General features: G+C 51.1%; 19 protein-coding genes. 10 read left to right on the top strand and 9 right to left on the bottom strand.

Features of this window, described 5'->3' with window-relative positions; genetic code table 11:
* Positions 1-232: 232 nt before the first annotated feature.
* The 4 genes from HY774_11300 to HY774_11285 all read left to right on the top strand — a co-directional run bounded on the left by HY774_11300 (position 233) and on the right by HY774_11285 (position 3,946).
* Positions 233-922 carry a glycosyltransferase family 2 protein gene (locus tag HY774_11300; GenBank protein MBI4749067.1) on the top strand — a complete coding sequence of 230 codons (690 nt, stop codon included), beginning with the start codon at positions 233-235 and terminating at the stop codon, positions 920-922.
* A 149-nt stretch (positions 923-1,071) separates the two neighbouring features.
* Positions 1,072-1,752: a glycosyltransferase gene (locus HY774_11295; GenBank protein MBI4749066.1), complete on the top strand. Its 681-nt coding sequence runs from the start codon at positions 1,072-1,074 to the stop codon at positions 1,750-1,752.
* Positions 1,745-2,455 carry a glycosyltransferase family 2 protein gene (locus HY774_11290; protein ID MBI4749065.1) on the top strand — a complete coding sequence of 237 codons (711 nt, stop codon included), beginning with the start codon at positions 1,745-1,747 and terminating at the stop codon, positions 2,453-2,455. The genes HY774_11295 and HY774_11290 overlap by 8 nt, the downstream gene beginning before the upstream one ends.
* Positions 2,456-2,821: 366 nt before the next feature.
* The gene (locus HY774_11285; protein ID MBI4749064.1) at positions 2,822-3,946 is read left to right on the top strand and encodes a nucleotidyltransferase family protein; all 1,125 of its coding nucleotides are present in this window, start codon (positions 2,822-2,824) and stop codon (positions 3,944-3,946) included.
* 132 nt (positions 3,947-4,078) lie between these two features.
* Here HY774_11285 and HY774_11280 read toward each other — a convergent pair whose 3' ends face one another.
* The 5 genes from HY774_11280 to HY774_11260 form a co-directional block, all read right to left on the bottom strand.
* The gene (locus HY774_11280; GenBank protein ID MBI4749063.1) at positions 4,079-5,242 is read right to left on the bottom strand and encodes a hypothetical protein; all 1,164 of its coding nucleotides are present in this window, start codon (positions 5,240-5,242) and stop codon (positions 4,079-4,081) included.
* Positions 5,243-5,401: 159 nt separating this feature from the next.
* A complete protein-coding gene (locus HY774_11275) occupies positions 5,402-6,520 on the bottom strand; it encodes a response regulator (GenBank protein MBI4749062.1) in 1,119 nt (372 codons plus the stop codon).
* Between the two features lie 110 nt (positions 6,521-6,630).
* Positions 6,631-8,718, bottom strand: coding sequence for a PAS domain S-box protein (locus tag HY774_11270; GenBank protein ID MBI4749061.1), 2,088 nt, complete (start codon positions 8,716-8,718; stop codon positions 6,631-6,633).
* 385 nt (positions 8,719-9,103) lie between these two features.
* Positions 9,104-10,033, bottom strand: coding sequence for an AraC family transcriptional regulator (locus HY774_11265; protein ID MBI4749060.1), 930 nt, complete (start codon positions 10,031-10,033; stop codon positions 9,104-9,106).
* A 34-nt stretch (positions 10,034-10,067) separates the two neighbouring features.
* A complete protein-coding gene (locus HY774_11260; GenBank protein ID MBI4749059.1) occupies positions 10,068-10,256 on the bottom strand; it encodes a hypothetical protein in 189 nt (62 codons plus the stop codon).
* Here HY774_11260 and HY774_11255 point away from each other — a divergent pair.
* Together HY774_11255 and HY774_11250 are read left to right on the top strand one after the other, a co-directional pair.
* The gene (locus HY774_11255; protein ID MBI4749058.1) at positions 10,255-11,007 is read left to right on the top strand and encodes an SDR family oxidoreductase; all 753 of its coding nucleotides are present in this window, start codon (positions 10,255-10,257) and stop codon (positions 11,005-11,007) included. The genes HY774_11260 and HY774_11255 overlap by 2 nt on opposite strands.
* A 101-nt stretch (positions 11,008-11,108) precedes the next feature.
* Positions 11,109-12,203 (top strand): NAD(P)-dependent alcohol dehydrogenase, encoded by a 1,095-nt coding sequence (locus tag HY774_11250; protein ID MBI4749057.1) that lies wholly within the window; start codon positions 11,109-11,111, stop codon positions 12,201-12,203.
* Between the two features lie 104 nt (positions 12,204-12,307).
* On the opposite strand, the gene HY774_11245 is transcribed toward HY774_11250, so the two are convergent.
* Complete coding sequence (locus HY774_11245) at positions 12,308-13,192, bottom strand: cation transporter (protein ID MBI4749056.1); 885 nt, start codon at positions 13,190-13,192, stop codon at positions 12,308-12,310.
* Positions 13,193-13,373: 181 nt separating this feature from the next.
* Here HY774_11245 and HY774_11240 point away from each other — a divergent pair, with 181 nt between their 5' ends.
* Positions 13,374-14,015 (top strand): hypothetical protein, encoded by a 642-nt coding sequence (locus HY774_11240; protein MBI4749055.1) that lies wholly within the window; start codon positions 13,374-13,376, stop codon positions 14,013-14,015.
* Positions 14,016-14,192: 177 nt separating this feature from the next.
* Entirely contained in the window at positions 14,193-14,759 is a 567-nt protein-coding gene (locus HY774_11235; GenBank protein ID MBI4749054.1) for a hypothetical protein, read from the top strand.
* Positions 14,760-14,937: 178 nt separating this feature from the next.
* On the opposite strand, the gene uvrB is transcribed toward HY774_11235, so the two are convergent.
* A complete protein-coding gene (gene uvrB / locus HY774_11230; protein MBI4749053.1) occupies positions 14,938-16,932 on the bottom strand; it encodes an excinuclease ABC subunit UvrB in 1,995 nt (664 codons plus the stop codon).
* A 382-nt stretch (positions 16,933-17,314) separates the two neighbouring features.
* Positions 17,315-17,698, bottom strand: coding sequence for a hypothetical protein (locus HY774_11225; protein MBI4749052.1), 384 nt, complete (start codon positions 17,696-17,698; stop codon positions 17,315-17,317).
* Positions 17,699-18,030: 332 nt separating this feature from the next.
* Between HY774_11225 and HY774_11220 the strand changes: the two genes are divergently transcribed.
* Both HY774_11220 and HY774_11215 read left to right on the top strand, forming a co-directional pair.
* A complete protein-coding gene (locus HY774_11220) occupies positions 18,031-19,164 on the top strand; it encodes an FHA domain-containing protein (protein MBI4749051.1) in 1,134 nt (377 codons plus the stop codon).
* An 85-nt stretch (positions 19,165-19,249) separates the two neighbouring features.
* Positions 19,250-20,455, top strand: a complete 1,206-nt coding sequence (locus HY774_11215; protein MBI4749050.1) for a hypothetical protein — start codon at positions 19,250-19,252, stop codon at positions 20,453-20,455.
* Positions 20,456-20,800: 345 nt separating this feature from the next.
* Here the strand turns inward: HY774_11215 and HY774_11210 are convergent, their stop codons facing one another.
* Positions 20,801-24,409, bottom strand: a complete 3,609-nt coding sequence (locus HY774_11210; GenBank protein ID MBI4749049.1) for a sigma 54-interacting transcriptional regulator — start codon at positions 24,407-24,409, stop codon at positions 20,801-20,803.
* Positions 24,410-24,635: the final 226 nt, after the last annotated feature.

The raw sequence follows: 24,635 nt of genomic DNA, 5'->3' as shown, positions 1-24,635 counted from the left end.
AATTCCTCCGGCAGTAAGCTTGTCCAATCCAATACCTTGATTGGGTTCTTCTTGATTTCGCTGTATCTTAAGTTTCCCATCTTTGAGCCTCCTTTTTAAAGAAGGATCAGTATATCATAAATCGTAATAACCTTTATTGATGAACTTTTCACTTCCCAGCATGCGCTATCTCGTCTAAATTTTTCAACTTTGCACCCTGAATCTCCCAACTGAAAGACTCCTGTTTGTGGATATGCCGCAAGATCAATTCACGGTAAGTGTTATTGTACCGATGTACAACGCTGCACCATATCTGGCCGAAGCGCTGACCAGTCTTCAATCTCAAAGCATTAAACCCTTTGAAATCATTGTTGTGGACGATGGTTCAACCGATGATTCAGCGGCGATTGCGCAGTCATTTGCTGGAGTCCGATTGATTCAGCAACCAAACAGCGGTCCAGCCACTGCCCGCAATACTGGAATCAATGCCGCTCAGGGAACGGTGATTGGTTTTCTGGATGCGGATGATGTCTGGCCGCCCGACAAGCTCCAAACTCAGCTTTCAGTGCTTGATGCAAACCCAGAGACTGAAATTGTTGTCGGGCAGGTTCAACTCTGGCGGTTGATGGATGCTACCTCACGTCGCTTTGAACCATTTTCCGAGCCCTGGGCGTCGGTCAACGTCGGAAGCATGCTGATTCGCCGGTCAGTTTTTGATCGAGTCGGGAGGTTTGATCCTGAATTGCGGCACAGTGAAGATGTGGACTGGCTGGTTCGTGCCCGAGAAGCTGATGTCAAACTTGTCAATCATTCGGAAATTTCACTCTTTTACCGGATTCACGACACGAATCTAACCAGTGATAAAGCTGCTCGGGACCGGTATTTACTGATGGCGGTCAAGCGTTCGCTGGATCGCCGCCGTAGAACAAAGTATGAGTTATGAATTATGAATTATGAAATTTCGACTTTGACCACACTGTGCGATGAACAAGGAACCCAGCAATATCATGTCACATGGGCAATATTGATCCCTTCTGGGAAGGATTCATAATTCATAATTCATAATTCATAATTCACATTTGGAGCACCCACATGAATTATCCACCTGTGAGCGTCATCGTGGCTGTCAGAAATGGTGAGCGATTTCTGGAGCAGGCATTGCAAAGTATTAGAAAACAAACGCTTGACCCATTTGAGATACTGGTGATTGATGGTCGCTCAACCGACCGGACGGCTGACATTGCCCGCTCTTTCTCCCAGGTCAGATACCATTTGCAGGCTGGGAAGGGAATTGGTGATGCCTACAATTGCGGGATCCAATTGGCCCGAGGAGAATTGATTGCCTTTTTGTCACACGATGACTTATGGACACCTGACAAGCTGGAAACTCAGGTCACGTTTATGGTTGATCATCCAGAAGTGGACTTTTCACTCACCCATATGAGATTTTTCCTTGAGCCGGGTGAGTCGCCGCCGCCGGGTTTTCGCAAGTCGTGGCTGGTAGGTGATCAGGTGGGCCAGATTATGGAAACCCTGATGGTTCGACCAAAAGTGTTTGCGCACGTAGGTTTGTTTGACACCGCGCTTTCAACCGGAGAAGATCTTGACTGGTTTGCGCGCGTTTCTGATTTGGGGCTTGCCAAAGCAGTGATTCCTCAAGTGTTGCTTCACAAGCGGATTCATTCAACCAACCTTTCGCTCACCACGACCGAAAATAACCAGAATATGCTCGCCGCACTTCGTCGCTCAATTCTTCGCAAACGACATGACTGAAATTCCTTCACTTCTCAAACCAAATCCGTCACTCATCAGCGTGGTCATTCCGGTTTATAACGGTGAAGGCTATCTGGTCGAAGCTATCCAAAGCGTGCTTGATCAAGCATATCAACCGCTTGAAATCATTGTGGTTGATGATGGTTCAACTGATCGCAGTCCTGAGGTTGTGGCTGGGTTTCCACAGGTACATTTGGTGTCTCAACCGCAGGCTGGGCCAGGGGCTGCTCGCAACACTGGAATCCTGGCGGCAACCGGTAACTGGCTGGCATTTCTGGATGCCGATGATGTGTGGACTCAACACAAATTGAGACTTCAACTCTCTGCGTTTGAACAAGATCCAGACCTTGATGCGGTCTTTGGGCACGTTCAGCAGTTTGTCAGTCCAGAACTCAGTGATGAAGTAAAAAACCGCTTAAAGTGCCCACCAGACCCGATGCCAGGATTCCTTCCTGGAACAATGTTGATCAAACGCGAATCCTTTTTTCGGGTTGGGTTGCTGAATCCAGTCCAAAAGCTGGGAGATTTTATTGACTGGCACAGCCGGGCGACCGATGCTGGACTCAAAATGTTGATGCTCAATGACGTCGTGATGCGCCGCCGGTTGCACACCACCAACCTGACGCTCCGCGAGCGGGATTCACGAAGTGATTATGTCAAAATGCTGAAAGGCGTTCTTGACCGTCGTCGCGTCCAGATGTGATGACAAGATGACAAGATGACAAGGTGACAAATGACAAGATGACAAGGTGACAAGGTGACAAATGACAAGGTGACAATCTGATTGCCAGTCAATTTTTGACCACTTCGTCACCTTGTTATACCAGTTTGTAGTCAGTAGCTCGTAGTCAATAGTCCACTAACTCTATTCGATCAAATAACTTAACTGTTCTCTGATACGATGGCTTCATTCCAAAATGGGATTATCTTGTCATTTGTCACCTTGTCATCTTGTCATCTTGTCACCTTGTCATTTGTCACCNNNNCTTGTCATTTGGCACCTTGTCATCTTGTCATCTTGTCACCTTGTCACCTTGTCATTTGTCATCTTCCCGCGGACCCTCAAACCATGCCTCAGCCGCCATTTCCATCTCACCTCAAAACCCATCGTCCCAACCCGGAGCAGGAATTGCTGTTGCAAGCTGCTTTGCTCAAAGGAGATCCAGCGCGTGCTGCCTGGGAAGCCTGGTGTGCGAAAGTTGACTTACAGACGCTGGATGATGGCTCGTTTCGGTTGCTGCCATTGCTCTACCAAAATTTGAAAGCGTTGGGGGTTGAGCATCCCTGGTTGCAGGTGATGAAAGGAATCCACCGCCATACCTGGGTCAAAAATCAGACGCTCTTGCACGGGATGACCCCAGTTCTCAAGATGTTCCAACAGGCGGGTATCGAACCGATTGTTTTAAAAGGAACGGCTTTGATTACAAGATATTACGAGAACTTCGGCTTGCGGCCAATGGGAGATTTTGATGTACTGGTTCCGCGCCAGAGCGCCAATCAGGCCATTGAACTGCTTGGTCAGGCTGGCTGGACGCCTGGTTTCCGCGCACCACACGCGCAGGTTTTTCGAAAAAGCGATGGCACCGAATGCGACCTGCACTGGAATCTCTTTTTTGAAAATTGTCGAGTTGAAGTTGATGATCCCTTTTGGCAACTGGCTGAACCCGCCAAAGTGGGCGGCGTTCCAGTCAAAGTGCTCAATCCCACAGACCAGTTTCTGCATGTATGTGTCCACGGAGCGCGTTGGAATCCGGTGCCTCCGCTTCGCTGGCTGGCTGATGCCGTTGTGATCCTGGAGCATTCGACAATTGATTGGAATCGGTTAGTCCAGCAGGCGACTCGAATGGGGCTGGTGCTGCCGTTACGCGACACGCTGGGGTATCTGGCCTGGTTGCTTGGGGTTGAGGTTCCAGAGGCCGTGCTGGCGGAGTTGAACCAACATCTGGTTTCATTTGCCTATCGCCTGGATTATCGAGCCTGGACCGTGCCCCCAGAGCAGCGAGGCCCTGGATTGACACTCTGGGCATACTGGCGGGAGTTTGAACAGTGGTCCTATGGTGCGGACAAGTCACCACACATCTGGCAGTTTCCTCAGTTTCTGCAACACCTTTGGGGAGTTGAATCAGTCCATAAAATCCCATGGCTGGTGATAGCAGGAGGCGTTCGGCGGTTGGAGAGTCAGATGAAGAATTGAGAATGAAGATATTGAGAAAGCGGTTAGTGGTTAGTGGTTAGTGGTTAGTGGTTAGTGGTTAGTGGTTAGTGGTTAGAAATCAATACTTTCGAAGAAGAACCAAGAACCAAAACTAACCGCTTTTTTCATTCTTCATTCTATTGGTGGCAGGTTTCTGGTGGCCTGAGTGATAAATTCCTTTAGACGCTCGTCTTCATCTTTGGTGTATTGAAACTGGAACTGCATGCCTTCCGCCCGCCGCCGGAGCACCAGATAAGACAGGGTTTCAGTAATGGTCAGAAGAGGGGTGATCAGGATTTTCAGCGCCATCAAGGCCACAAACCATACGGGGTGGATTCCGGCAAAAACTCCGAATGCCACCGGACTACATAACGCGAGCCAGCCAACTGCAATTGTTTTGATTCCAGGTGCCAGACCCAAAAACGCCACCAGCAACATTCCCAGCCAGTTCACTTCATTCAAAAACGAAATCCATTTTAGATTATGGTCTGTCAGCCAATTGCTTCGACGGCAGGCTTCTTCAGCCGAACGTCCTTCCAGCACAATGATTTGCCGATAAAAAGCATTGTGTGAAAGCACCAGCCACGAAAACCAAAATCCAAAAAATATCGTCAGTATGCCCATTGGGATCGGGCCAGCCAAATGACCTAAAATCAAACCAATAAAGATTGTCGTCAAGAAAAAACCGGCTGCCGCAGCTAGCAACCGCTGGGCTTTGACCTTCCACATCGACCACAGATGTTGACGGTTGCGACGATTGGCAAATTGAATCGCTCGCTCGACGCTGGGAAAGCGATCTGGCAGGCTGTCAAAAACAGCACAGATAATGCTGCCATCCCGCATTTCCTTGATTGGAAACAACGAAAGTACAATCCCCAGAAGCAAAACGACTGGCCAGAGTAGTTTTGAAGGAAATAACGCCACCATCAGAAAAACTGCCACCAGCGGGGCTTCAATTCGGAGAGTAAGGTTCAGAAATGTATGGAAATGATCGTGATAGAGTCCAAATGCTTCGCGCAAAATCAGCCAGCGGTCACGCGCTGAGAGCGTTGGGTGGTAGGTGGCTAATGGGGATGTAACAACTGGGGGCGGGGTTTGGACTGGGGTTGGTTCGGGATGGAAATTTTCAGCCTGTTCTTCGGCAAGCTGGGCCAGCGCCACAGTGGCAATCGGCTCGCACCGCTGGCACGTTCCGGAAATCGGGTCAAACAAATCCGCCTGGTGGCAGATATCACACCGGGTGGCAGCTTTTTCCTCAAGAATCTGAAATGTCTTTTTCAAATGTTGGTCCATCATACCCCCAACCAGTGAATGAAGAATGAAGAATGAAGAAACTATCTAGTGGTTAGTGGTTAGTGGTTAGAAATCAATACTTTCGAAGAAAAATCAAAAACCAAAAACTAACCACTAACCACTAATCACTAACCACTAAAAACTAACCACATTCTTCATTCTTCATTCCTTCACGGGTAACAAAACCGTGAAGGTGGAACCTTCATCGAGGATGCTCTCAACCCGAATACATCCGCCATATGTTTCCAGCAATTGCTGACAACTGGCCAATCCTAAACCGGTTCCGCTTGATTTGGTGGTAAAGAGCGGATCAAAAATCCGGGCCAGATTGGCTTTGGTAATCCCGCTCCCGCTGTCTTTGACTTCGACCACCACGGCTGATTCAGCTTGATTCCAGTAACTCCGCACATGCAGTGTGCGTCGGGCACTTTCCTCCATGGCATCAAGCGCATTGTAGATCAAATTCTCAAAAATTTGCTGAAAATCACTCGGGATACCTGTCACCGAAGGTAACCCTTCAGCCAGGGTAAATGACTTTTCCTGACAGGTTTTATAGCGGGCGTCAAGGTCGAGAAATTCCTGAATAGACTGCAAAATCGCATTGATATCCGTCGGCTCGGGATGAATTGTTTCCTTCTGCTTGATGCGGGTCAGTGTGGTGGCGATGACTTTGATGATGTTTTGGGCCGAACGTTCCACCCGACTGAAATGCTCATTGGGTTCACCAACACCGGCTGCACCTAGTTGAGCTGAAAGGGTGATGGTGGTGAGTGCCCCACGAAAGTTATGCGCCATTTGGGCAACATTGCGGCCAATCACGGCCAGTCGTTCGGCTTCAATCAACTGGGTGGTGCGTTTGGCGACGATTTCTTCAAGATTGGAATTGACCCGCTTTAATTCATCCTGAGTCAATTTCAGTCGAAGCGCCGCCCGGACTCGGGCCAGTAACTCCTCTTCGCTGAACGGTTTCACAATATAATCATCCGCTTTGGCCTGAAATCCTTCAACAATTTCCGCCGTCTGTCCCTTTGCCGACACACAAACGATCATCATATTGGTGGTATGCGGGTCTGATTTCAGGCGGCGGCAGACTTCATACCCATCCATGCGGGGCATCATCAGATCCAGCAGAATCAAATCAGGTTGAAACACCGGAACTTTTTCCAGGGCTTCGATTCCATCCACGGCGTGACAGAGTTCATATTCGTCCATCAGGATTTCTTCGCAGATGGCCCGGTTTTTGGCATTGTCGTCAACAATCAGGATTTTGGGGAGTGGCATAAGATGAGGGTTCAGGGTTCAGGGTTCAGGGTTCTCAGGATTTTCGGATTTTGCTCTTTTTTGTCCCTTTTGTCCTGGCTGTCTTTTCAAAGACTGACCCCTGAACTGGGTTACTTTGCATTTTCAGGGCGTGTTTTCGGGAGCGTGAAGTAAAACGTGCTGCCCTGGCCCAATCCTGGACTTTCGGCCCAGATGCGGCCTCCGTGGATGGCGATAATTTCACGGCAAATTGCCAGTCCTAGCCCTGTACCGCTGAAATGATGGGTTGGATCGTGGCGACTTTGGGCAAATTTGTCAAAAATATGCTCCAGGTCTTCCGGTGGAATCCCCTGGCCGGTATCGGAAACGGAAATACAATAGCTTGCCGGGGTGACTTCCTCGGCATTGAGGATGATTTTTCCTCCAGCCGGAGTAAATTTCACCGAATTTCCCACCAGATTGATAAAGACCCGCAGGAGTTTGGTTTGATCGCCTTCGACGATCCATTCTTCAGGGATTGGAGGGCAGACAAAATCAATATTTTTGCTTTCAACCAGATGGACCAGTTTGGAATAGACGCCATCCACAATATGTCCAATCGGGAGTGGTTGAAACTCAAAATCCATCTTACCAGCTTCAATTTTGGATAAATCGAGCAGGTCGTTGATCAATCCAAGCAGGTGCTCGCCGCTATCGCGGATCTCATCAAAATAGGTTCGCAGCTTTTCGCGTTCGACTTTGTCATACCGTTTGAGTCCAAACCGGGCGTAGCTCAGGATGCCGTGGAGCGGCGTGCGCAGTTCGTGTGAGATATTGGACAGAAATTCCGATTTCAGGCGGTTGGCTTCTTCAGCGCGATCTCGGGCCAGGGCAATATCGGCTTCGAGTTGGCGGCGTTCGGTAATGTCAACCAGCACACCGTCATAGCCGACAATCTGTTGAGCGATGCCAAAACGAGGCCGGAGGTGGTCGCGCACCCAGCACCAGGTGCCGGTCTGGTCATTTTGGATGCGGTATTCGGCGATAAATTCAATTCCGTTTTCAAACAACCCGGTGAGTTTTGTTTGAACATCCGGCTGATCGTCAGGATGAACCAGCTCCAGAATCAGATTTGGCCGGGAAGAAAATTCTGAAGCCGGGTGACCAATGAGGCGCTCAATGCTGGGGCTGATCAAAACCATTTCAAAATCCGGCAATGGGCCGCGGCTGTACACGACTTCAACCAGGTTATTGAGTGTCGAGCGATAGCGTTCCTCAGAGGCCGCGACGGCTTCATACAATTCGGCATTATCAAGTGCCATCGCCATTTGTTCGGCCAGCGTGGAGAGCAGCGACAGATCACGTTCGACAAACGGCGGGCGGTTGAGTCGGCGGCTTAAAATCAAGGAACCCACCACCCGGTCGCGGGCAATCATCGGCGACATAATCGTGTGTTTCGGAGGCAGCAGCTCAATGGCGGGTTTATAGCCTTCACGATGGTGATGTTCCCAGGGGAAAATTCCGGGGCGGCGTTTTTGGGCTACCCGTCCACTTTCACTTTCTGAGATCGGAATTCTCAAGCCTTCGACTGGTTTATCAACCCCAATCGCCAGTGCCACCAGTTCTTCGTCTTTTTCCCAGTTGTAGCGGCAGAGTGACCCGCCATCAGCTCCGAGCAGGTTCACCGCTCGTTCCAAAATCAATTGCATGATGACGTTGGCATCCAGTGTGGTGCTCAAAATCGTGCTCATTGACTGCAGTGTATGGAGTTCTTCAGTCCGGCGGGCGATTTCGGCTTCGCGTTCGTGGCGTTGGGTGATGTCACGTTGGATACCGCAGACGCCCACCAACCGGTTGTTATCATACAGGCACAGGTGATGACCTTCGATCCAGAGAATTTCACCCGTTCGGGTCTTTTCCCTGGTCGTGGCCGTCATACGGCCCTGATCAAAAAACCGCGTCAGTTGCTCCCCAACGGTATCGGAATCAGCAAAGAAGTGTTTAATTGCCACGCCATACAGTTCATCTGGTTGTGAAAAGCCGAACATTGTCGCCATCACCTGATTCACTTCAGTCATGCGCAGATTGTTCAGGGTATGTTCGATCCAGAGTCGCTTTTGCTCATCCGAGGCAGTTGCTGCCCAGGGAATGCCCGTTCCTCCATCAAAGAACATGAAGTACATCCCATCCTGCGAATGTTCAAAGAGTTGGCGAAAATCGGCTTCGGTCGTACGACGCATAGAAGGAATGAAGAAGTCAGTACCACCTGCGTCAGCGGGTGGGAAAATGAAGAATGAAGAATGAAGAATGAAGAATGTCTGAGTGCCAGGTGCTTATAAATCAATACCTTCGAAGAACCCGGAACCCGGAACCCGGAACCCGGAACCCGGAACCCGGAACCCGGAATTTGTAAGTTGTTGATTCTGGGTTCTGGGATTTTCAGGATAATCAGTGGTCAACTCAGACAATAGCCGAAAAACAATTTCAGTAACTCTTTAAATTTGCTGAGGTTTAGAGGCAAGTCAAAAAAATTTGGGTAATGACAAGACCCGGAACCCGGAACCCGGAACCCGGAACCCGGAACCCGGAACCCGGAACCCGGAACCCGGAACCCGGAACCCGATCCTACGATGCGCTCCGCAGCCGGGCAATGTCACGTTGCGGCGGGGCGCCAAACAGTCGGCTGTATTCACGGCTAAATTGTGAGGGGCTTTCATATCCGACGTTGAAGCTCGCTGTGGCGGCATCCAGGGCTTCGCTCAACATCAGGCGGCGGGCTTCCTGGAGTCGAATCTGCTTCTGGTATTGAAGCGGACTCATGGCAGTGACGGCTTTGAAATGATGATGGAGCGCCGACGGGCTCATATTGACTTCACGGGCGATGTTCTCAATCCGTAACGGCTTGTCATAATTAAACTTGAGCCAGTTGATGACTTTGGCGATACGCTGGGTCTGGCTGTTGGCCAGGGCAATCTGGCGCAACTGGGTGCTTTGTTCACCTGTGAGCAGCCGGTACAAAATTTCCCGCATAATCAGCGGCATCAGCAGGCGAATGTCCTGCGGTGTTTCCAGGAGTCGAACCATCCGAACCACCGCATCGAGTAATTGGGGTTCGATCCGACTGACGGTCAGACCGCGTCCAGAACCTGGGCTGGCTGGTGCCGGAATACCGGCTTCGATCATCAGGGCATTGATTTCACGTGGGTCCAGATTCAGACGCAAGCCCAGGTAGGGCACCTCTGGCCGGGCTTCGATCACCTGGCCGACAATTGGCAGGTCAACCGCAACCAGCAGGTAGTTTGCCTGATCATAGCGGTACAATTCATCAGCCAGCAGGACTTCTTTGGCACCCTGGGCAACCAGACATAATGCCGGTTCATACACCGCGTGGACTGGTTCGGATGGGCTCGAAGCACGAAACAAACACAATGGTGTGATTGCCGTTTGGTGAGCCCCATCCTGGCTGGTGAATCGTTCAATCAAGGCGGCGAGTTCGAGTCGCTTTTCCTGGAAAGATTGCTCCAACGCTGTGTCTGAAAGAATCTGAACTGACATCGCTTTTCCCCCTGGGAAGTGTGGTTTTCCTGGTTTACCCGCTTCTGGCTTTGGTGTCTATAGCACATACCGAACTTTGCAGGATCAGGCAAGGATCCGCCAGCATTTGTCTACCGCTTTTGACCGACCACTCGCTACGATATGCCCACTGTACAACACGATTGTTCCTGCTCTGGTGCTCAACCGCGCCGGGCTCAACCCCAAAATCAAGGAGTTTCATCATGTCAGAAATCAATGGAAAATCTGGAATCGAAGGTAAAGTGGTTGTCATTACGGGTGCCAGCAGCGGCATCGGCGAAGCAACGGCCCGGTTGCTGGCTCGCCGTGGTGCTCATGTCGTGTTGGGTGCTCGTCGCACAGACCGACTCGAATCCCTGGTGGCGGAAATCAAAAGTGCCGATGGATCAGCCGTTTCCCGCCGGCTGGATGTTACCCAACGCGAGGATGTGGATGAATTCGTCAAATTTGCCCGCCAAACTTTTGGGCAAGTTGATGTTATTGTCAACAACGCTGGAGTCATGCCACTTTCCAGGCTGGAAGCTCTCAAGGTTGACGAATGGAATCAGATGATTGATGTCAACATTCGAGGCGTTTTGCACGGTATCGCGGCTGCTTTGCCAATCATGCGAGAACAGGGATTTGGTCAGGTCATCAATGTTTCGTCAATTGGTGGTCACGCGGTGGTTCCGACGGGTGCGGTGTATTGTGCGACCAAGTTTGCCGTAGGGGCTATTTCTGACGGGTTGCGCCAGGAAGTTGACAACATTCGGGTCACAGTTATTTCTCCTGGAGTGACTGAATCAGAACTGGCAGAGAGCATTTCAGATGCGGAAGCCCGTCAGGGAATGACCGTCTTTCGGAAAATCGCCATTCCGGCTGAAGCGATTGCCCGGGCGATTGCCTTTGCTATTTCCCAACCTGATGACGTTGATGTGAGCGAAATCATTGTTCGCCCAACTGCCAGCCCATTTTGATGATGAGCATATCTAAATAAACACAAAAACCACGACAACTATCAATATTTGAAGTTTGGCAGGTAAGGCCGGGCTTCACCGCTTTTCAAGGAGATTCTGTTATGTCTACGTCTTCGACTCATACTCATTCATCACCACGCGCCGCTGTTGCCAGAGCCTATGCTGCCCAATCAGCCACCTCAGCCCTGTCACCGTTTACTCTGACACGTCGCGAACCGCTGGCACAGGACGTGGTGATTGAGATTCTCTATTGCGGTGTTTGTCATTCTGACCTTCATCAGGCGCGAAATGAATGGCACAACACGGTTTACCCTTGTGTACCGGGTCACGAAATTGTCGGTCGAGTCGTGAAAGTCGGCTCTGCCGTGACAAAATTTCAGGAAGGCGATCTGGCGGCTGTCGGGTGTATGGTTGATTCGTGCCGCACCTGCCCAAGCTGTCAGAAGGGTTTGGAGCAATATTGCGAGCAGACAACGATCTTTACTTATAATTCCGAAGACCGGCATCTGGGCGGAGTTACCTTTGGCGGTTACTCGGAAAGCATCGTGGTGGATGAAGCCTATACTCTCAAAGTTCCTGGAACCCTTGATCTGGCCGCCACGGCACCACTCCTGTGTGCGGGGATTACCACCTATTCGCCGCTTCGCCATTGGAAAGTCGGCCCCGGCCAAACGGTTGGGATTGTTGGGCTTGGCGGACTTGGCCATATGGGCGTCAAATTTGCCCATGCTTTTGGGGCTCATGTAGCGCTGTTTACCACTTCACCCGGAAAAGCCACTGATGCGCACCGATTGGGCGCCGACGAAGTCATCATTTCAACCAATCCGGATGAAATGGCAAAACACAAGAATCGCTTTGATTTTATTCTGGATACCGTCTCGGCTGACCATGACATCAACGCCTACCTCAAGTTGCTCAAGCTGGATGGAACGCTCGTGCTGGTCGGCGCGCCAGAACATCCATTACCGGTCAGTGCCTTCAATCTAATCCTGCCGCGCCGCAACTTTGCTGGTTCAGGCATTGGTGGGATTGTCGAAACCCAGGAAATGCTCAATTTCTGCGCTGAACACAGCATCACAAGCGACATCGAACTCATTTCAATTCAGCAAATCAATCAGGCGTATGAACGGCTCCTCAAAAGCGATGTGAAGTACCGCTTTGTGATTGATATGGCGTCGCTGAAGAATGAAGAATAAAAAAGTGGTTAGTGGTTAGTGGTTAGAAATCAATACTTTCGAAGAAGAACCAAGAGCCAAAAACTAACCACTAACCACTAACCACTAGAAGGCTTCTTTATTCTTCATTCCCCTGATGGTTCGATATGAATGGTCACCGTATGCAGGTTGTATTTTTGCCGGATGTTGTTTTCCAGAACTTCTGTTGAGCGATGGGCGCGGCGAAGGTCGTTATGATCAACCACAATGGTTAATTCAACAAATCCATACATTCCACGCCCTCGTGACCGGACATCTCGTACCTCCACCACATCTGGAAGTTCGCTCGCAAGTTGAGCCAGACTTTTCGCATCAACCGCCACCGTATCCATCAATTCCGAGCCTGCCTCCCGCACGACATTGAATGCTCCATAGACAATCGCGCAAACCACCAGCAGCGCGACAAAGCGGTCAATCCAGACATACCCCAGTTTGACAAAAACCAGCCCTGATAAAACTCCAATCGTGACATAAATATCGCTCATGGTGTGCTGGGCATCTGCAATCAGGAAAATGCTTTGCAGACGTTGTCCAGCCCGGCGTTCATACCACACGACGGCAATGTTGATAGCCAGTGTGCCAACCATCACGCCAAGCGTGAGCGTTGAGATATTTACCACTGGTATCTCACCCCGCCACCAGCCGGAGATGGCTTCGCGGCCAATCTCGTAAGCCGTGAGGCACATCAGGCCAGTGATTCCAAAGGCGCCGATTTGTTCAATTTTGCTGTGTCCGTAAGGGTGATCCCAATCGGCTGGACGAGTTGCCAGTCGAATGAGGACAATCCCGGCGATGTTGTTGAGTGAATCCGTCAGCGAGTGTGCCGCATCGCTCATCACGCTCAAGGACCCGGCCAGCCATCCGGCGGTGGCTTTGGCAATAACGACGGCCACGTTGGCGACCAGTAACCAGATCAGCACTCGCTGGACCTGATTGGAGATATATCCGGTTTCTTGGTGGGATTCTGGCATAAAAAGGTATCTGTCCAGCTCTGGAATGTGGATTGCCAAGGACTGCTTCAAAGACAAAATTGAACAGGTATGAAATTAATATCGAAGGGAAGTAAAAATTATGAAGTTCATTCGAAATGCAATTGGCTCAGGTGAACCCAATGATCTGTCAGGCGGGCGTGTGAATCAAGGGAGAATCAGAATGACCAGATACTTAAAACTCAGCGTGAGTGTTTGCCTGGGGGTTTTTATTACAGGTTTGGTTCAGAACCTTGCGCTCCCGGCAATGGTAAAAGTCCGACCAGCTATGGTTCAAACCAAGCGGATGACATCAAGAGAGGTTGAACAACTTGTTGGTAACCGCACCCGTGCTGTTGTGGTCGCGCTTCGAGATCGTGACATGAAAGCCTTGTCCAGCTTTGTCCATCCAAAGAAAGGAGTCCGGTTTTCACCTTCAGCTTATGTAAATCCTCAATCTGACATTGTTTTTACACAAACTCAGGTGAAAAACCTCTTCACGATCCAGAAACGCTATGCGTGGGGTGAGTCAGATGGAAGCGGAGCGTCAATTCGACTGACTCCGAAACAGTACTTTTCGCAATTTCTCTATCAACGGGATTACCTGAAATCTCCCAAGATCGCTTTTAATCAGGTGATTGGAGAAGGCAACACGGTAAATAATGTCTTGGAGATTTACCCACAGGGAATCTTTGTTGAGTACTATGTTCCAGGTCGCGATAAGACAATTGATTACCGCGATTGGAGCAGCTTGAGAGTTGTTTTCGAAGAATTCAACCACGAATGGTATGTGGTTGGCCTGATTCACGATGGCTGGTCAATATAGAGCTAGCTTGTCTGCATTTATGCTGTATTTAGGTGTCTCCCACTACACTCAAAACACAAGCCGCAAAGAAGACAATTGAATATTTGAAAATGAATTATCTGATTGAATAGCAAGGTTTTAGCTTTTCGTAATTCATAATTCATAATTCATAATTCAATATAAACGGAGGCCCTAAAAATGTTCCCATCACTGCCCACCTGGAGCGAGTTACATCCGATTGTGATCCATTTCCCGATTGCGCTGCTCTTTGTAGCGCCACTTTTTATTGTTCTGAGTTTGATTTTTCAAAAGAGCGCCAAAGCCTTTACTGTTTCGGCGCTGGTTTTGATGGTGATTGGCACCATTGCGGCGGTCGTGGCGGTACAGACTGGTGAAGCTGCCTCCGAGCCGGTTGAGCATCTGGCCCAGGCCGAAGCCATTTTGGAACGGCACGAAGACCTGGCTGAACTGGCCCAATGGTTATTTCTCGGGCTGACCGCTACGTTTGCCGGACTGTCATTTCTGCCGGTTCTCCTCAAGAAAACCATTGCCCAACCACTCTGGATTGGCGCCCATGTGGTTTTCCTCCTGGCCTATGTTGTTTGTGCCGGTGTTTTAGGGCTGGCTGCTCATCAGGGAGGACGGTTGGTTCATGAGGCTGGCATCCACTCAGCCATGGCTCGACCCGAAGCGACGGTCTCGACCGCTCCGAGTCCCCAGTCTGACCGGTCACGCGGGCGTGACCGCGACCACGATGATGACTAGGGCATTTTAGGGTTCACAGGGTTCAGGGTTCAGGGTTCAGGGTTCAGGGTTCAGGGTTCAGGGTTCAGGGTTCAGGGTTCTTCGAATTTGATTTTCTTTTCGTCCTTTTGGTCTCTTTCGTCCTTTTTGTCCTTTTTGTCCTTTTCTGCCCCGAACCCCGAACCCCAAACCCCAAACCCTACCCTTCGTTCCTCAGTACCTGCCGTTCTTTCAGATATTTGAGTTTGTCGCGGAGCTCGGCGGCACGTTCAAACTCCAGCTTTTTGGCGGCTTCGCGCATGTCGTGTTCGAGTTGTTTGATGGTCGTGTCGAGGTTTTCCGGTGTGTATTCCTCAAATTTGTCGAGATCAAGCGGGACTTTGAAGTAATCGGCTTCATAAGCCGTAACCAGTGTGGCTTCAATCGGTTTAATGATGGTTTGGGGCGTGATGCCGTGTTCGGTGTTGTAGCGTTCCTGGATTTCCCGCCGATACAATGTGACATTGATGGCACGCCGCATCGAGTCGGTCATTTTGTCAGCATAGAGAATTGCCTGGCCTTCAGAATGACGGGCGGCACGGCCAATGATTTGAATCAGCGATGATTCACTGCGTAAAAAGCCTTCCTTGTCGGCATCCAAAATCGCAACCAGCGAGACTTCAGGCAGGTCCATCCCTTCACGCAGCAAATTAATTCCAATCAACACATCAAAATCACCGCGCCGCAGGTCACGCAAAATTTTAATGCGTTCCAATGTCTCAATTTCTGAATGGAGATAGCGGACATTGACCCCGACATCAAGGTAGTAATCAGTCAGGTCCTCTGACATTTTTTTGGTCAGCGTGGTCACAATCACGCGCTGTTTTTTGGCCGTTCGCAGCCTGATTTCGTGCAGCAAGTCATCAATCTGACCACGCACCGGGCGGACATCAATCAGCGGATCAAGCAGCCCGGTCGGGCGGATAATCTGTTCGATGATTTCACCGCCGGTTTTTTGCAACTCGTAGGGACCGGGCGTGGCCGACACAAAAATGGTCTGGCCAATTCGTTTTTCCCATTCTGCAAACTTGAGCGGGCGGTTATCCATCGCGGACGGCAATCGAAAGCCATATTCGACCAGGGTTGATTTGCGTGAGCGGTCGCCTTCATACATTCCACGAATTTGCGGAATTGACTGGTGGCTTTCATCCACCACAATCAGGGTATCTTTTGGCAGATAGTCAAACAACGTGGGAGGTGGTTGACCTGCCGGGCGACCGGTCAAATGCCGTGAATAGTTTTCAATCCCGCGACAGAAACCGAGTTCGCGAATCATTTCCAGATCATAGATTGTGCGTTGTCGTAGCCGTTGCGCCTCGACCAGTTTGCCCATTTCCAGGAGTTGCGGTTCCCAGGTTTCGAGTTCTTCTTTGATTGTTACGACAGCCCGTTTGAGCACGTCTTTGGGCATAACGTAGTGCGATTTCGGATAAATCGGGTAGCGGTGGGTGATTGGTTCCAGGATTTCACCCAGCAACGGGTCAACGACATTCATGGTGTCAATTTCGTCACCCCAAAACGAAACTCGAATTGCCTGTTCCGAATAGCTTGGATAGATTTCGACCACATCACCCCGAACCCGAAACGAACCCCGGACAAAATCAACATCATTGCGGTCATACTGGAGTTCAACCAGTCGCTTGAGGAGTTCCTGGCGTTTCAAGACCTGACCTGGTTCAATAAACAACGACATTCCAAAATAGGCATCCGGGTCGCCAATCCCGTAAATTGATGAAACTGAAGAAACAATCACAAAATCGCGGCGCTCAAAGGCCGACCGGGTGGCTGAGAGCCGAAGCCGGTCAATTTCTTCATTGATGGTGGCTTCTTTTTCAATGTATGTATCAGTCGAAGCGACATAGGCTTCTGGCTGATAGTAGTCATAATAACTGACGAAGTACTCAACCGCGTTTTTCGGAAAAAATCCCCGAAATTCCTGAAAGAGCTGTGCCGCCAGGGTTTTGTTATGGGCCATCACCAGCGTTGGGCGCTGGAGTTGTTCGATCATGTTGGCAATCGTGAAGGTTTTACCACTGCCGGTAATGCCGAGTAAGACTTGAGATGGACTCCCAGCTTGAACATTGCGAACCAGAGTTTCAATCGCCTGCGGTTGATCTCCGGTTGGTTTATAGGGCGAAACAAGTTCAAATTTCATCAAGGTACTTCCTGCAAAACATCGTCAAAAATTGTGATTCAGGGGTAAACCAGGAAGGGTAGAGGAAGGGGCAGAGGGATTGCAAGCTGGGGAAGAGAATAGAGGATAGGGGATAGGGGATAGGGGATAGGGGCATAAGCGCCAGGATAAGGATTTGAGGCCCGCAGGGTCGTTGTTTAATAGCCGTGGTGCGAAGCCCACGGTCACGCCAGGACGAGATCCAAACCCTACAAGATCGTCGTTCAATGCCAACGGAAAGGACACGGGGTTTCTTATCCTGGCGCTTATGGGGGATAGGGGGTAGGGGATAGGGGATAGGAAAGTAAGGGCGCTGTTGCTTTGAACCGCGCCCTCCTTCGAAAACCCGGAACCCGGAACCCGACTATGGTTTAAAGGCATGCTTGACGCTTTTGCCGACGCCTTTGCCAAGGTGTTTGCCAAAGCCGCCCATGCCTTTGCCAAATTCTTTACCGGCGCGCAGAACCCGACCTTTGGCGATATTTTTCCCAAAGCCCTTGCCGCCACGTCCGGCTGAGCGGCCAGATTCGCCAAACTCGCTTTTGATGCCGCGCGGAGGCCGGTCTCCGCGGCTTTTGGTTCGCCCTTTGGACAGAACTCGCGGTTTTTGAGTCGAAGTTTCCTGTGCGGCGACGTCAGTCGCAGTGACCCAGAAACCAACCACGAAAATCAGAATCAATAAACTGGTGGAAATAAATGGATTTCGAATCGCGGAACCTTGATAGCCAAAACGTGAAGAAGGTGTCATATGCGTCGGCTCCTATCTGAGAATTGATACAAAAATAAAATCATCGCTTCCGGCAGGTAGACAGCTAAGTAATTCAAGTAAACAACTTTAGAAAACTACTGACTACTGACTACTGACTAAAAGCCCAGATGAAAAAGTAATTGGGGAAAAGAGATGGATTTATCCAGCAGAAGCGAAATCCTAGCACAGGGTTGCCCTGAATTTGACGTTGAACTGCTGCAGAAATTTGAAGCCTCAGGTGAAATTTTGGCCTTATCTTGAAATGTTTGTTGACCGTGTTAGACTTGCGGCAACCCGTGTGGAAATCTATACCCCATTTAGGAATGTGCGTTATGCAATGTCCAACCTGCGGTATCGTCAATCGAGATGACGCAAAGTTTTGTACCCGCTGTGGTTCAACACTCACTCCGGCAGGAGGGGCGCGTGGAGCGAAATACCGCCAGCCCGGAATGATGCTCCGGGATATGGGCGCCGACGAGACCTTGACGGCTGAAGCGCCAGCTTCGGCTGAGCCTTCAAATGTGATCACCGTGAGTTCTGAGGCTATACCACCTGGAGCGCCGTTTATTGAAGTCGTGTTTTTGACTGGACTGCGCAAGGGTGAAAAACTGATTCTTTCAACCTTTCCGGCAACTGTTGGACGCGATCCCGGCAGTATGTTGCAGATGGATTTGAATGATACGCTGGCTTCAACCCGACACGCCCATTTGCTCTTTGAAGGAAACAAATTCATTCTACGCGATATTGGCAGCACCAATGGGACCTATCATAAAGGCAACCGGGTCAAAGAGATCGTGTTAACCCATGGCGATGTGATCGAGTTTGGAATCGGCGGCCCAAAGCTTCGGTTTGATATGCCCTGGATGGTAGCCACACCGCCGCCAGTTCATGTTGATTCATTTTCTGGCCCTGCAATCCCGGGTGCCCTGATTACACCCAAGGCCGAGCGGGCTCCGGGGCCAGTCTTGCTGCAAAAAGATCAAAACCGGATGCCTGAAACACCTCGAGGAAATGATATTCCCGCCTGGGCGCGGAATGCACCACCCCCGCCAGAATTGATTACTCCCAGACCTCTCCCTGATTCATCGCCCCAGCCAGGCGGCCCCCAGTTTTTGAATCGCCCCATTCCTGAGTCACAGAGTGAAACACCCTTCATTCCATCAACCGTTGACCAGGGAGGCGCCCAGGCTGGGCTGGTAACTGGCGGCAATCGGACAGTCGCACCGCACCCATCTGGAAACCAGCACACCCTGCCGGATCAAAACGCCACTGCCCAGAAACGTCGCTTGATGGCAGTTATCAAGTTGATACTGGGGTTTGGGCTCTTGATTCTCGGCGCCGTGGTCGCCATTGTGTTCAAAAGTCAGGCGATTCTGGTGGGGTTTATGGCCTGTGTGATGGTGTTAGGCATTGGGATTGCCATCTGGGGCGCCGCACAGTTGATTCTCGGCAATTCAAAGCAGTGAGCGGCGGACACTTGACCCCGCGATCTGGTCCTTCAACCCAAAAACTTTTAATAAACCCGGAACCCGGAACCCGGAACCCGACATTGTGATCCAAAATCAATCCATCATTTGTTTTGCTGGTGAGGACTGGTGGTATCACCATCCACATTCCAAAAATCACCTCATGAAGCGGTTTGTGCGCCACAACCGCGTGATGTTCATCAACTCGATTTCAATGGGGCTGCCCAGCGTCAGAAGTCGGGATTTTTTCGCGAAAGTTCGTCGCAAGCTCAAAAGTTACCTGAAATTTGTGCGCCGTACTCCGGAAGGGATCTGGGTGGTGACCCCGATTGTCCTTCCATTTTTTTCGAGTTCATTGGGACGGAGTATCAACCTGGGGTTGCTCCAGTTTCAAATTCGATTTCTGGCCTGGATTTTAGGATTTCGGTCGCCAGTGCTCTGGGTGGCGATTCCCACCGCTCGCGATATGGTCGGACGGCTGGGTGAATCGGCCTTGATTTACCAGGTTTCAGACAAATATGACGCCAACACGATGGATCATGGTGACCGGTCAGCCTTGATTCGCAAGCTCCACGCTGACCTGATCGAGGCGGCAGATGTCGTCTATTACTCTGGCCGGAAATTGCTGGCTGATGCCACGGCTGGACTGGAAAAATCACGCTTGCTTGAGCAGGCGGTTGATTTCGAGCATTTTGCTTCGACGACATCGAAAACCTGGGATTGCCCGCCTGAACTGAAAGAAATTAAGGCCAAAGGCAAACCAATTTTGGGGTATTTCGGAGCGATTGAGACGTGGTTGATTGATCAGGATTTGATCCGGTATGTCACCAAGCGGCATCCGGACTGGCAGTTTGTGTTTATTGGTTTGAAGACCAGCCCACTGGACATCGAATCGTTGCCCAACGTCCACTGTATTTCATCCCAACCCTATGCCAGTCTTCCAGCTTTTGCCGGGCAGTTTGACGTCTGCGTGTTGCCGTGGGTGACGAACAACGAATTCGTTAACTACGGGAGCGCGATCAAAGTCCGCGAATATCTCGCCACTGGCAAACCCGTCGTCATTACGCCGCTCTATGAATATGAACCGCTGGACGGCATCTTGCGGATTGTTCGGAGTTACGACCACTTCATCGAATGTATCGAATCGGTACTGGCCGCGGATTCGCCCGAATCACGCCAGTCCCGGCAACAGGCTGTCATGGGCAGCACCTGGGATGTCCGGGCTGAGCAGGTCAGTGAAGTGATTGAAAATATTCTGAAACAGAAAAGCCGATTCGATTCAAAGCTGTGACAAGTCACAGCACTCCATATTTTTCATTCCTTCAATTTCGCCCAAAATACCGACTGTTGGCTCAGGTTTGGTCTCAAATGTGGTGAAAAAAAGGACAGAAAGGACAGAAAGGACAAAAAGGACCAGGTGGAAGTCAGGTACAGGGAGTCACCAGAAGAGTGTGGTGCAGTGTGATGCGACTCACGGCTCGACGAGAGTTCCCATTGTGAACCAGGTCCCGGACTGTCAGCACAGATCTTTCAGCAACGTGGTGATATTTTGGGCGAAATTGGGGAAATGAAGAAAACCTGGTTCTCGGAAGGCATTGATTTGCAACCACTAACCACTAACTACTAACCACTAGCCTCATTCTTCATTTTTCATTCCCGCGCCCAATCCCAGTTGTTCCATCTTGAGCCGCAGGCCACGGCGGGAAAGGCCCAGTTCACGGGCGGCCCGCGAAATGTTGTGGCCAGTTCGCTCCAAAACCTGGGTCATCATCTGGACTTCAAGCCGTTCGGTGGCTTCGCGGAGCGTGGCCCGCGCCGGGTAGCTGATCGTGGCGTGGCCATCACTCCCATTGGCACTTGAGTAGGTCGGCATGGGGGTATTCTGCTGTGAGAAGGCAGATGGCTGCGAAAATCGGTCAGGTGTCGGCATGGGGGTTGAGAGCGAGGCAAAATGAGACCGCTGGCGTGAAATATCAGACGATAACTCACGCGCTCCGATCACCGTTCCAGCCACGGCAAATGCCACAATCCGTTCGATTTCATTGCGGAGTTGCCGCACGTTTCCCGACCAGTCGTAGGCATTAATCAATTCAATGGCTTCTTGTGAAAACCGCAGGTCTTTTTTCCCGTCGCGTTTGGAAAAGTGATCGAGGTAATGATTCGCCAGAATCGGGATTTCATCCCGCCGTTCTCGCAACGGCGGAACGTGGATGCGGATGATGTTGAGGCGGTGATAGAGATCTTCGCGGAAGCGGCCTTCTTTGACAGCACGTTCCAGGTCAACATTGGTGGCGGCCAGAACCCGAACATCCACTTTTAGCGGCTTGGTTTCACCGAGCGGCTGGATTTCACCTTCCTGTAAAAAGCGCATCAACTTGGGTTGCGTCTCAAGCGTCAGGTCTCCGATTTCATCCAGAAACAATGTTCCACCCGAAGCAGCCCGAATAATTCCTGAATAATTGCTGACGGCACCGGTAAACGCCCCGCGCCGATGTCCGAAAAGCTGGCTTTCGATTAAATCACGCGGTGTGGCCGTGCAGTTAAATGGCAAGAACACCGCGTCCCGGCGGGCGGAACCGCCGTGGATGGCACGTGCGATCAATTCTTTCCCGGTGCCGGATTCCCCCGTGATGAGCACGGTGACGTCTGAAGTTCGAATTTTGCGAATATGGTCCACCACTTCGCACATCGCCGGGCTGCAAAAGATAAACCCAGGAATCAATGATGTTGGATGTTGGAGCGGCAACGGCGGGGCCGGAGCGGCAACCGAGGCCCGTGCGGAGCGCAACGCCGAAATTTCCAGTCCCAACCAGACCTGTTTCAGTAGTGGTTGCAGGTACTTGAATGGCATTTTGATCGCCGCTGGATCACACTGGACATACAACCCAATCCGAATCAGTTCACGTTCAAAAACCAATCGCGCCCATTCCGGTGTGGCTGATTCGTCTCCGGTGCGGTCGCTGCCACGGCGGCCTTGAGCCAGCAAATCTTCGCCACGTTGGACCAGTCGAATCGGATCAATCGAAGTGTGGTGTGCCAGAAGCACGCGCAAGGCGCCGTACTCGTCGCGTTCCCAGACGACAACCTGTTGGGCAGCAAAGTTTTCCTGCAGAATGGCGGCCAGTTCCTGCAACAGCAGTTCGCGGGCATTGCAGGCTTCAATCAATCGTTGGAGCAGGAGTGATTCTGACGGAGGAATCGCCACATTGGCTGGCGCGATGGTTGCGCGTGGCGTGGTGACCAGTTTTTGGCGCAATTCGCGCACGCGTCCAATCGCTGTTTCGGCGCCTAACTGCACAAAGAGGGTTTCCGCCTGATCAAAATGGACGTGAGCCTGAGGATAATCCTGCAGTTCCTGAAACAACCGACCGACTTCCAGGCGGCTGACACCAACTTCATATTGATCGTCATTGGCGGTAAAAATCGAGATACTTTGCAGTAAGTGTTGCTGTGCCTCGGGATAGCGATGACGGGCGGCTTCGAGTTTTCCGGTGATCCGCTGGGCAACTCCGGCGGCATAAAACCCGGAGTTGCTCTGCAGGAGTTCGCGCGCCATTTCAAGCGATGATTCGGATTGATCAAGTTTTGCGTGATGAAGGTAATAATCCGACAGTTCAAGGTATGAAAGACACTGACCATACTGGTCGCCAATATCGGTGGTCATCTGGAGCGCCAGTTGGAGCTTTCCCAGCCCTTCGATTTCTTTTCCTTGAGCCAGCAGAATTTTGCCGAAAATGCGTTGGGCATAGGCTTCGGCCCACTTGTCACCATCAATCAGCATCTGGACGGCCCGCGAGAGATGGTGTTCGGCAACACTGATCTGACCTTGCAGGAGGCGCAACTCGGCCAGGGTAATCAGGGTCAGGGCTTCATTTTCGCGAATTTGATGCCGCTCGGCCAAATCCAGGGCTTTTTCCAGATGCTGGACGGCCTGAACCCAGAGTCCGTGGTGCATCAGGCTTTCGCCCAGATTGTTGTGGCACCGGGCAAGAAACCCTTCGTGGCCGCCTTTGGTAAAGTCTTCAATTGCCTGTTCGTAATATTTTTTCGCATCACGTCGCTCGCCAACCTGGTCATGAATCAACGCCAGATTCATAGCAACCAGTCCAAGGAGGTTGCGGTCATGGGCGGCGCTGGTGGCGAGTTCAAGGGCCCGGACATAATTTTTCTTGGCAGCGTCAAAATTCCCTTCGCAATAGTCAATCACTCCGAGGCTGAGGTGCATGCGCGCCATCAGCCGGGTGCGCCAGGTGCTGACGGTGTCTTCGACCCACTCTGGATTCCACGATTTATATTCGGCACCAGTTTCAATCTGTTTCATCAAGAGCCGCAGTCCCTGCCAGATGCGGTCGCGCCCGATCTTGAATTCATTGATTTCGGCATAGGTGCGACCAATTGCATAGTGGGCCGCGCTGACACCATCCAGGCAGCCTCCGTCCAAAAACAGCCGCAACGCTTCGTTCATGCGCGCCAGGGCCCGTGGCTGATTGCCATGCCAGGTATATCCCCACCCAAGCCGCAGCCGGGTATGTGCCTGCCACAGCAAATCGTTGGACAGGTCAGGTGGCTGCACATGGTCATAATGTTCCACGGCAGTAAGTGTTTCAGCATAGCCGCCGATGTTTTCAAACGCTTCACTGAGCGCACAGCGGACGGCGGCTTCGTCAACTGGAAGCAGGTGTCCACGTCGGAGTCGGGTTTCAAGTTGGGTGATGCGGCTCCGAACCGAGCCATTGATTTGCGGTGAGGTTGTCCGGGGTGCCGATGTCGTCCCATTCCGGGCCGGCAGGGGAGGAGATGTCGCAGATTGCCGGTAATTTGGGAGATCCGTCAGAATTTTCTGGATGGTGACGTGACTGATATTGTCCACAATCCCTTGCTGGCGTGCCGCTTCGGCCAGTTTTTGGGACGACCAGTGCTCAAACGGATACCCTAAAATTAACGGACTGCGCGCCGCCAGGGCCCGAATGGCTTCAATCTGGGCTTCGGTAAAGCGGGGCTCAGGTCCGCGTTTTCGGAGTTGAATACCCTCAAGCCCGCTGGCATTAAACTGACGCAACCAGCGCTTGACGTTTTCGGCAGATGTTTTGAGCTGGCTGGCAATCTCGTGCGCGGTTTTGCCATCGGCTGAGTCCAAAATAGCCTGAGCCCGACGCTGGAGTTCAGGGTTTTCAGCGTCAACCGAAATTTCCAATTGATACCGTTCCTCGACCGTCACGGGACGCACAAAAAGCGGTTTGGACATCAGTGCGTGGTCTCCTGGGAAGAGATGAAAGTATTTGAGTGCGGAGATAGGTAAGAATGACTGGTCAGGAATGCTTTCGTCAATTGAATTATGAATTATGAATTATGAATTATGAAGAATTGTTGAAAGACGATTCTGAAACCCAATCTTGAATATATCGGAATCGAGTTCTGAGAGCTATATAGTTGAAAAATAAGCAGTAATCCTATGATGATTGTGCCTTGGC

Source organism: Acidobacteriota bacterium, assembly GCA_016208495.1.
GTDB lineage: Bacteria > Acidobacteriota > Blastocatellia > Chloracidobacteriales > Chloracidobacteriaceae > JACQXX01.
The sequence above is the reverse complement of the archived record's forward strand: the minus strand, read 5'-3'. Positions and strand labels throughout refer to the sequence as shown.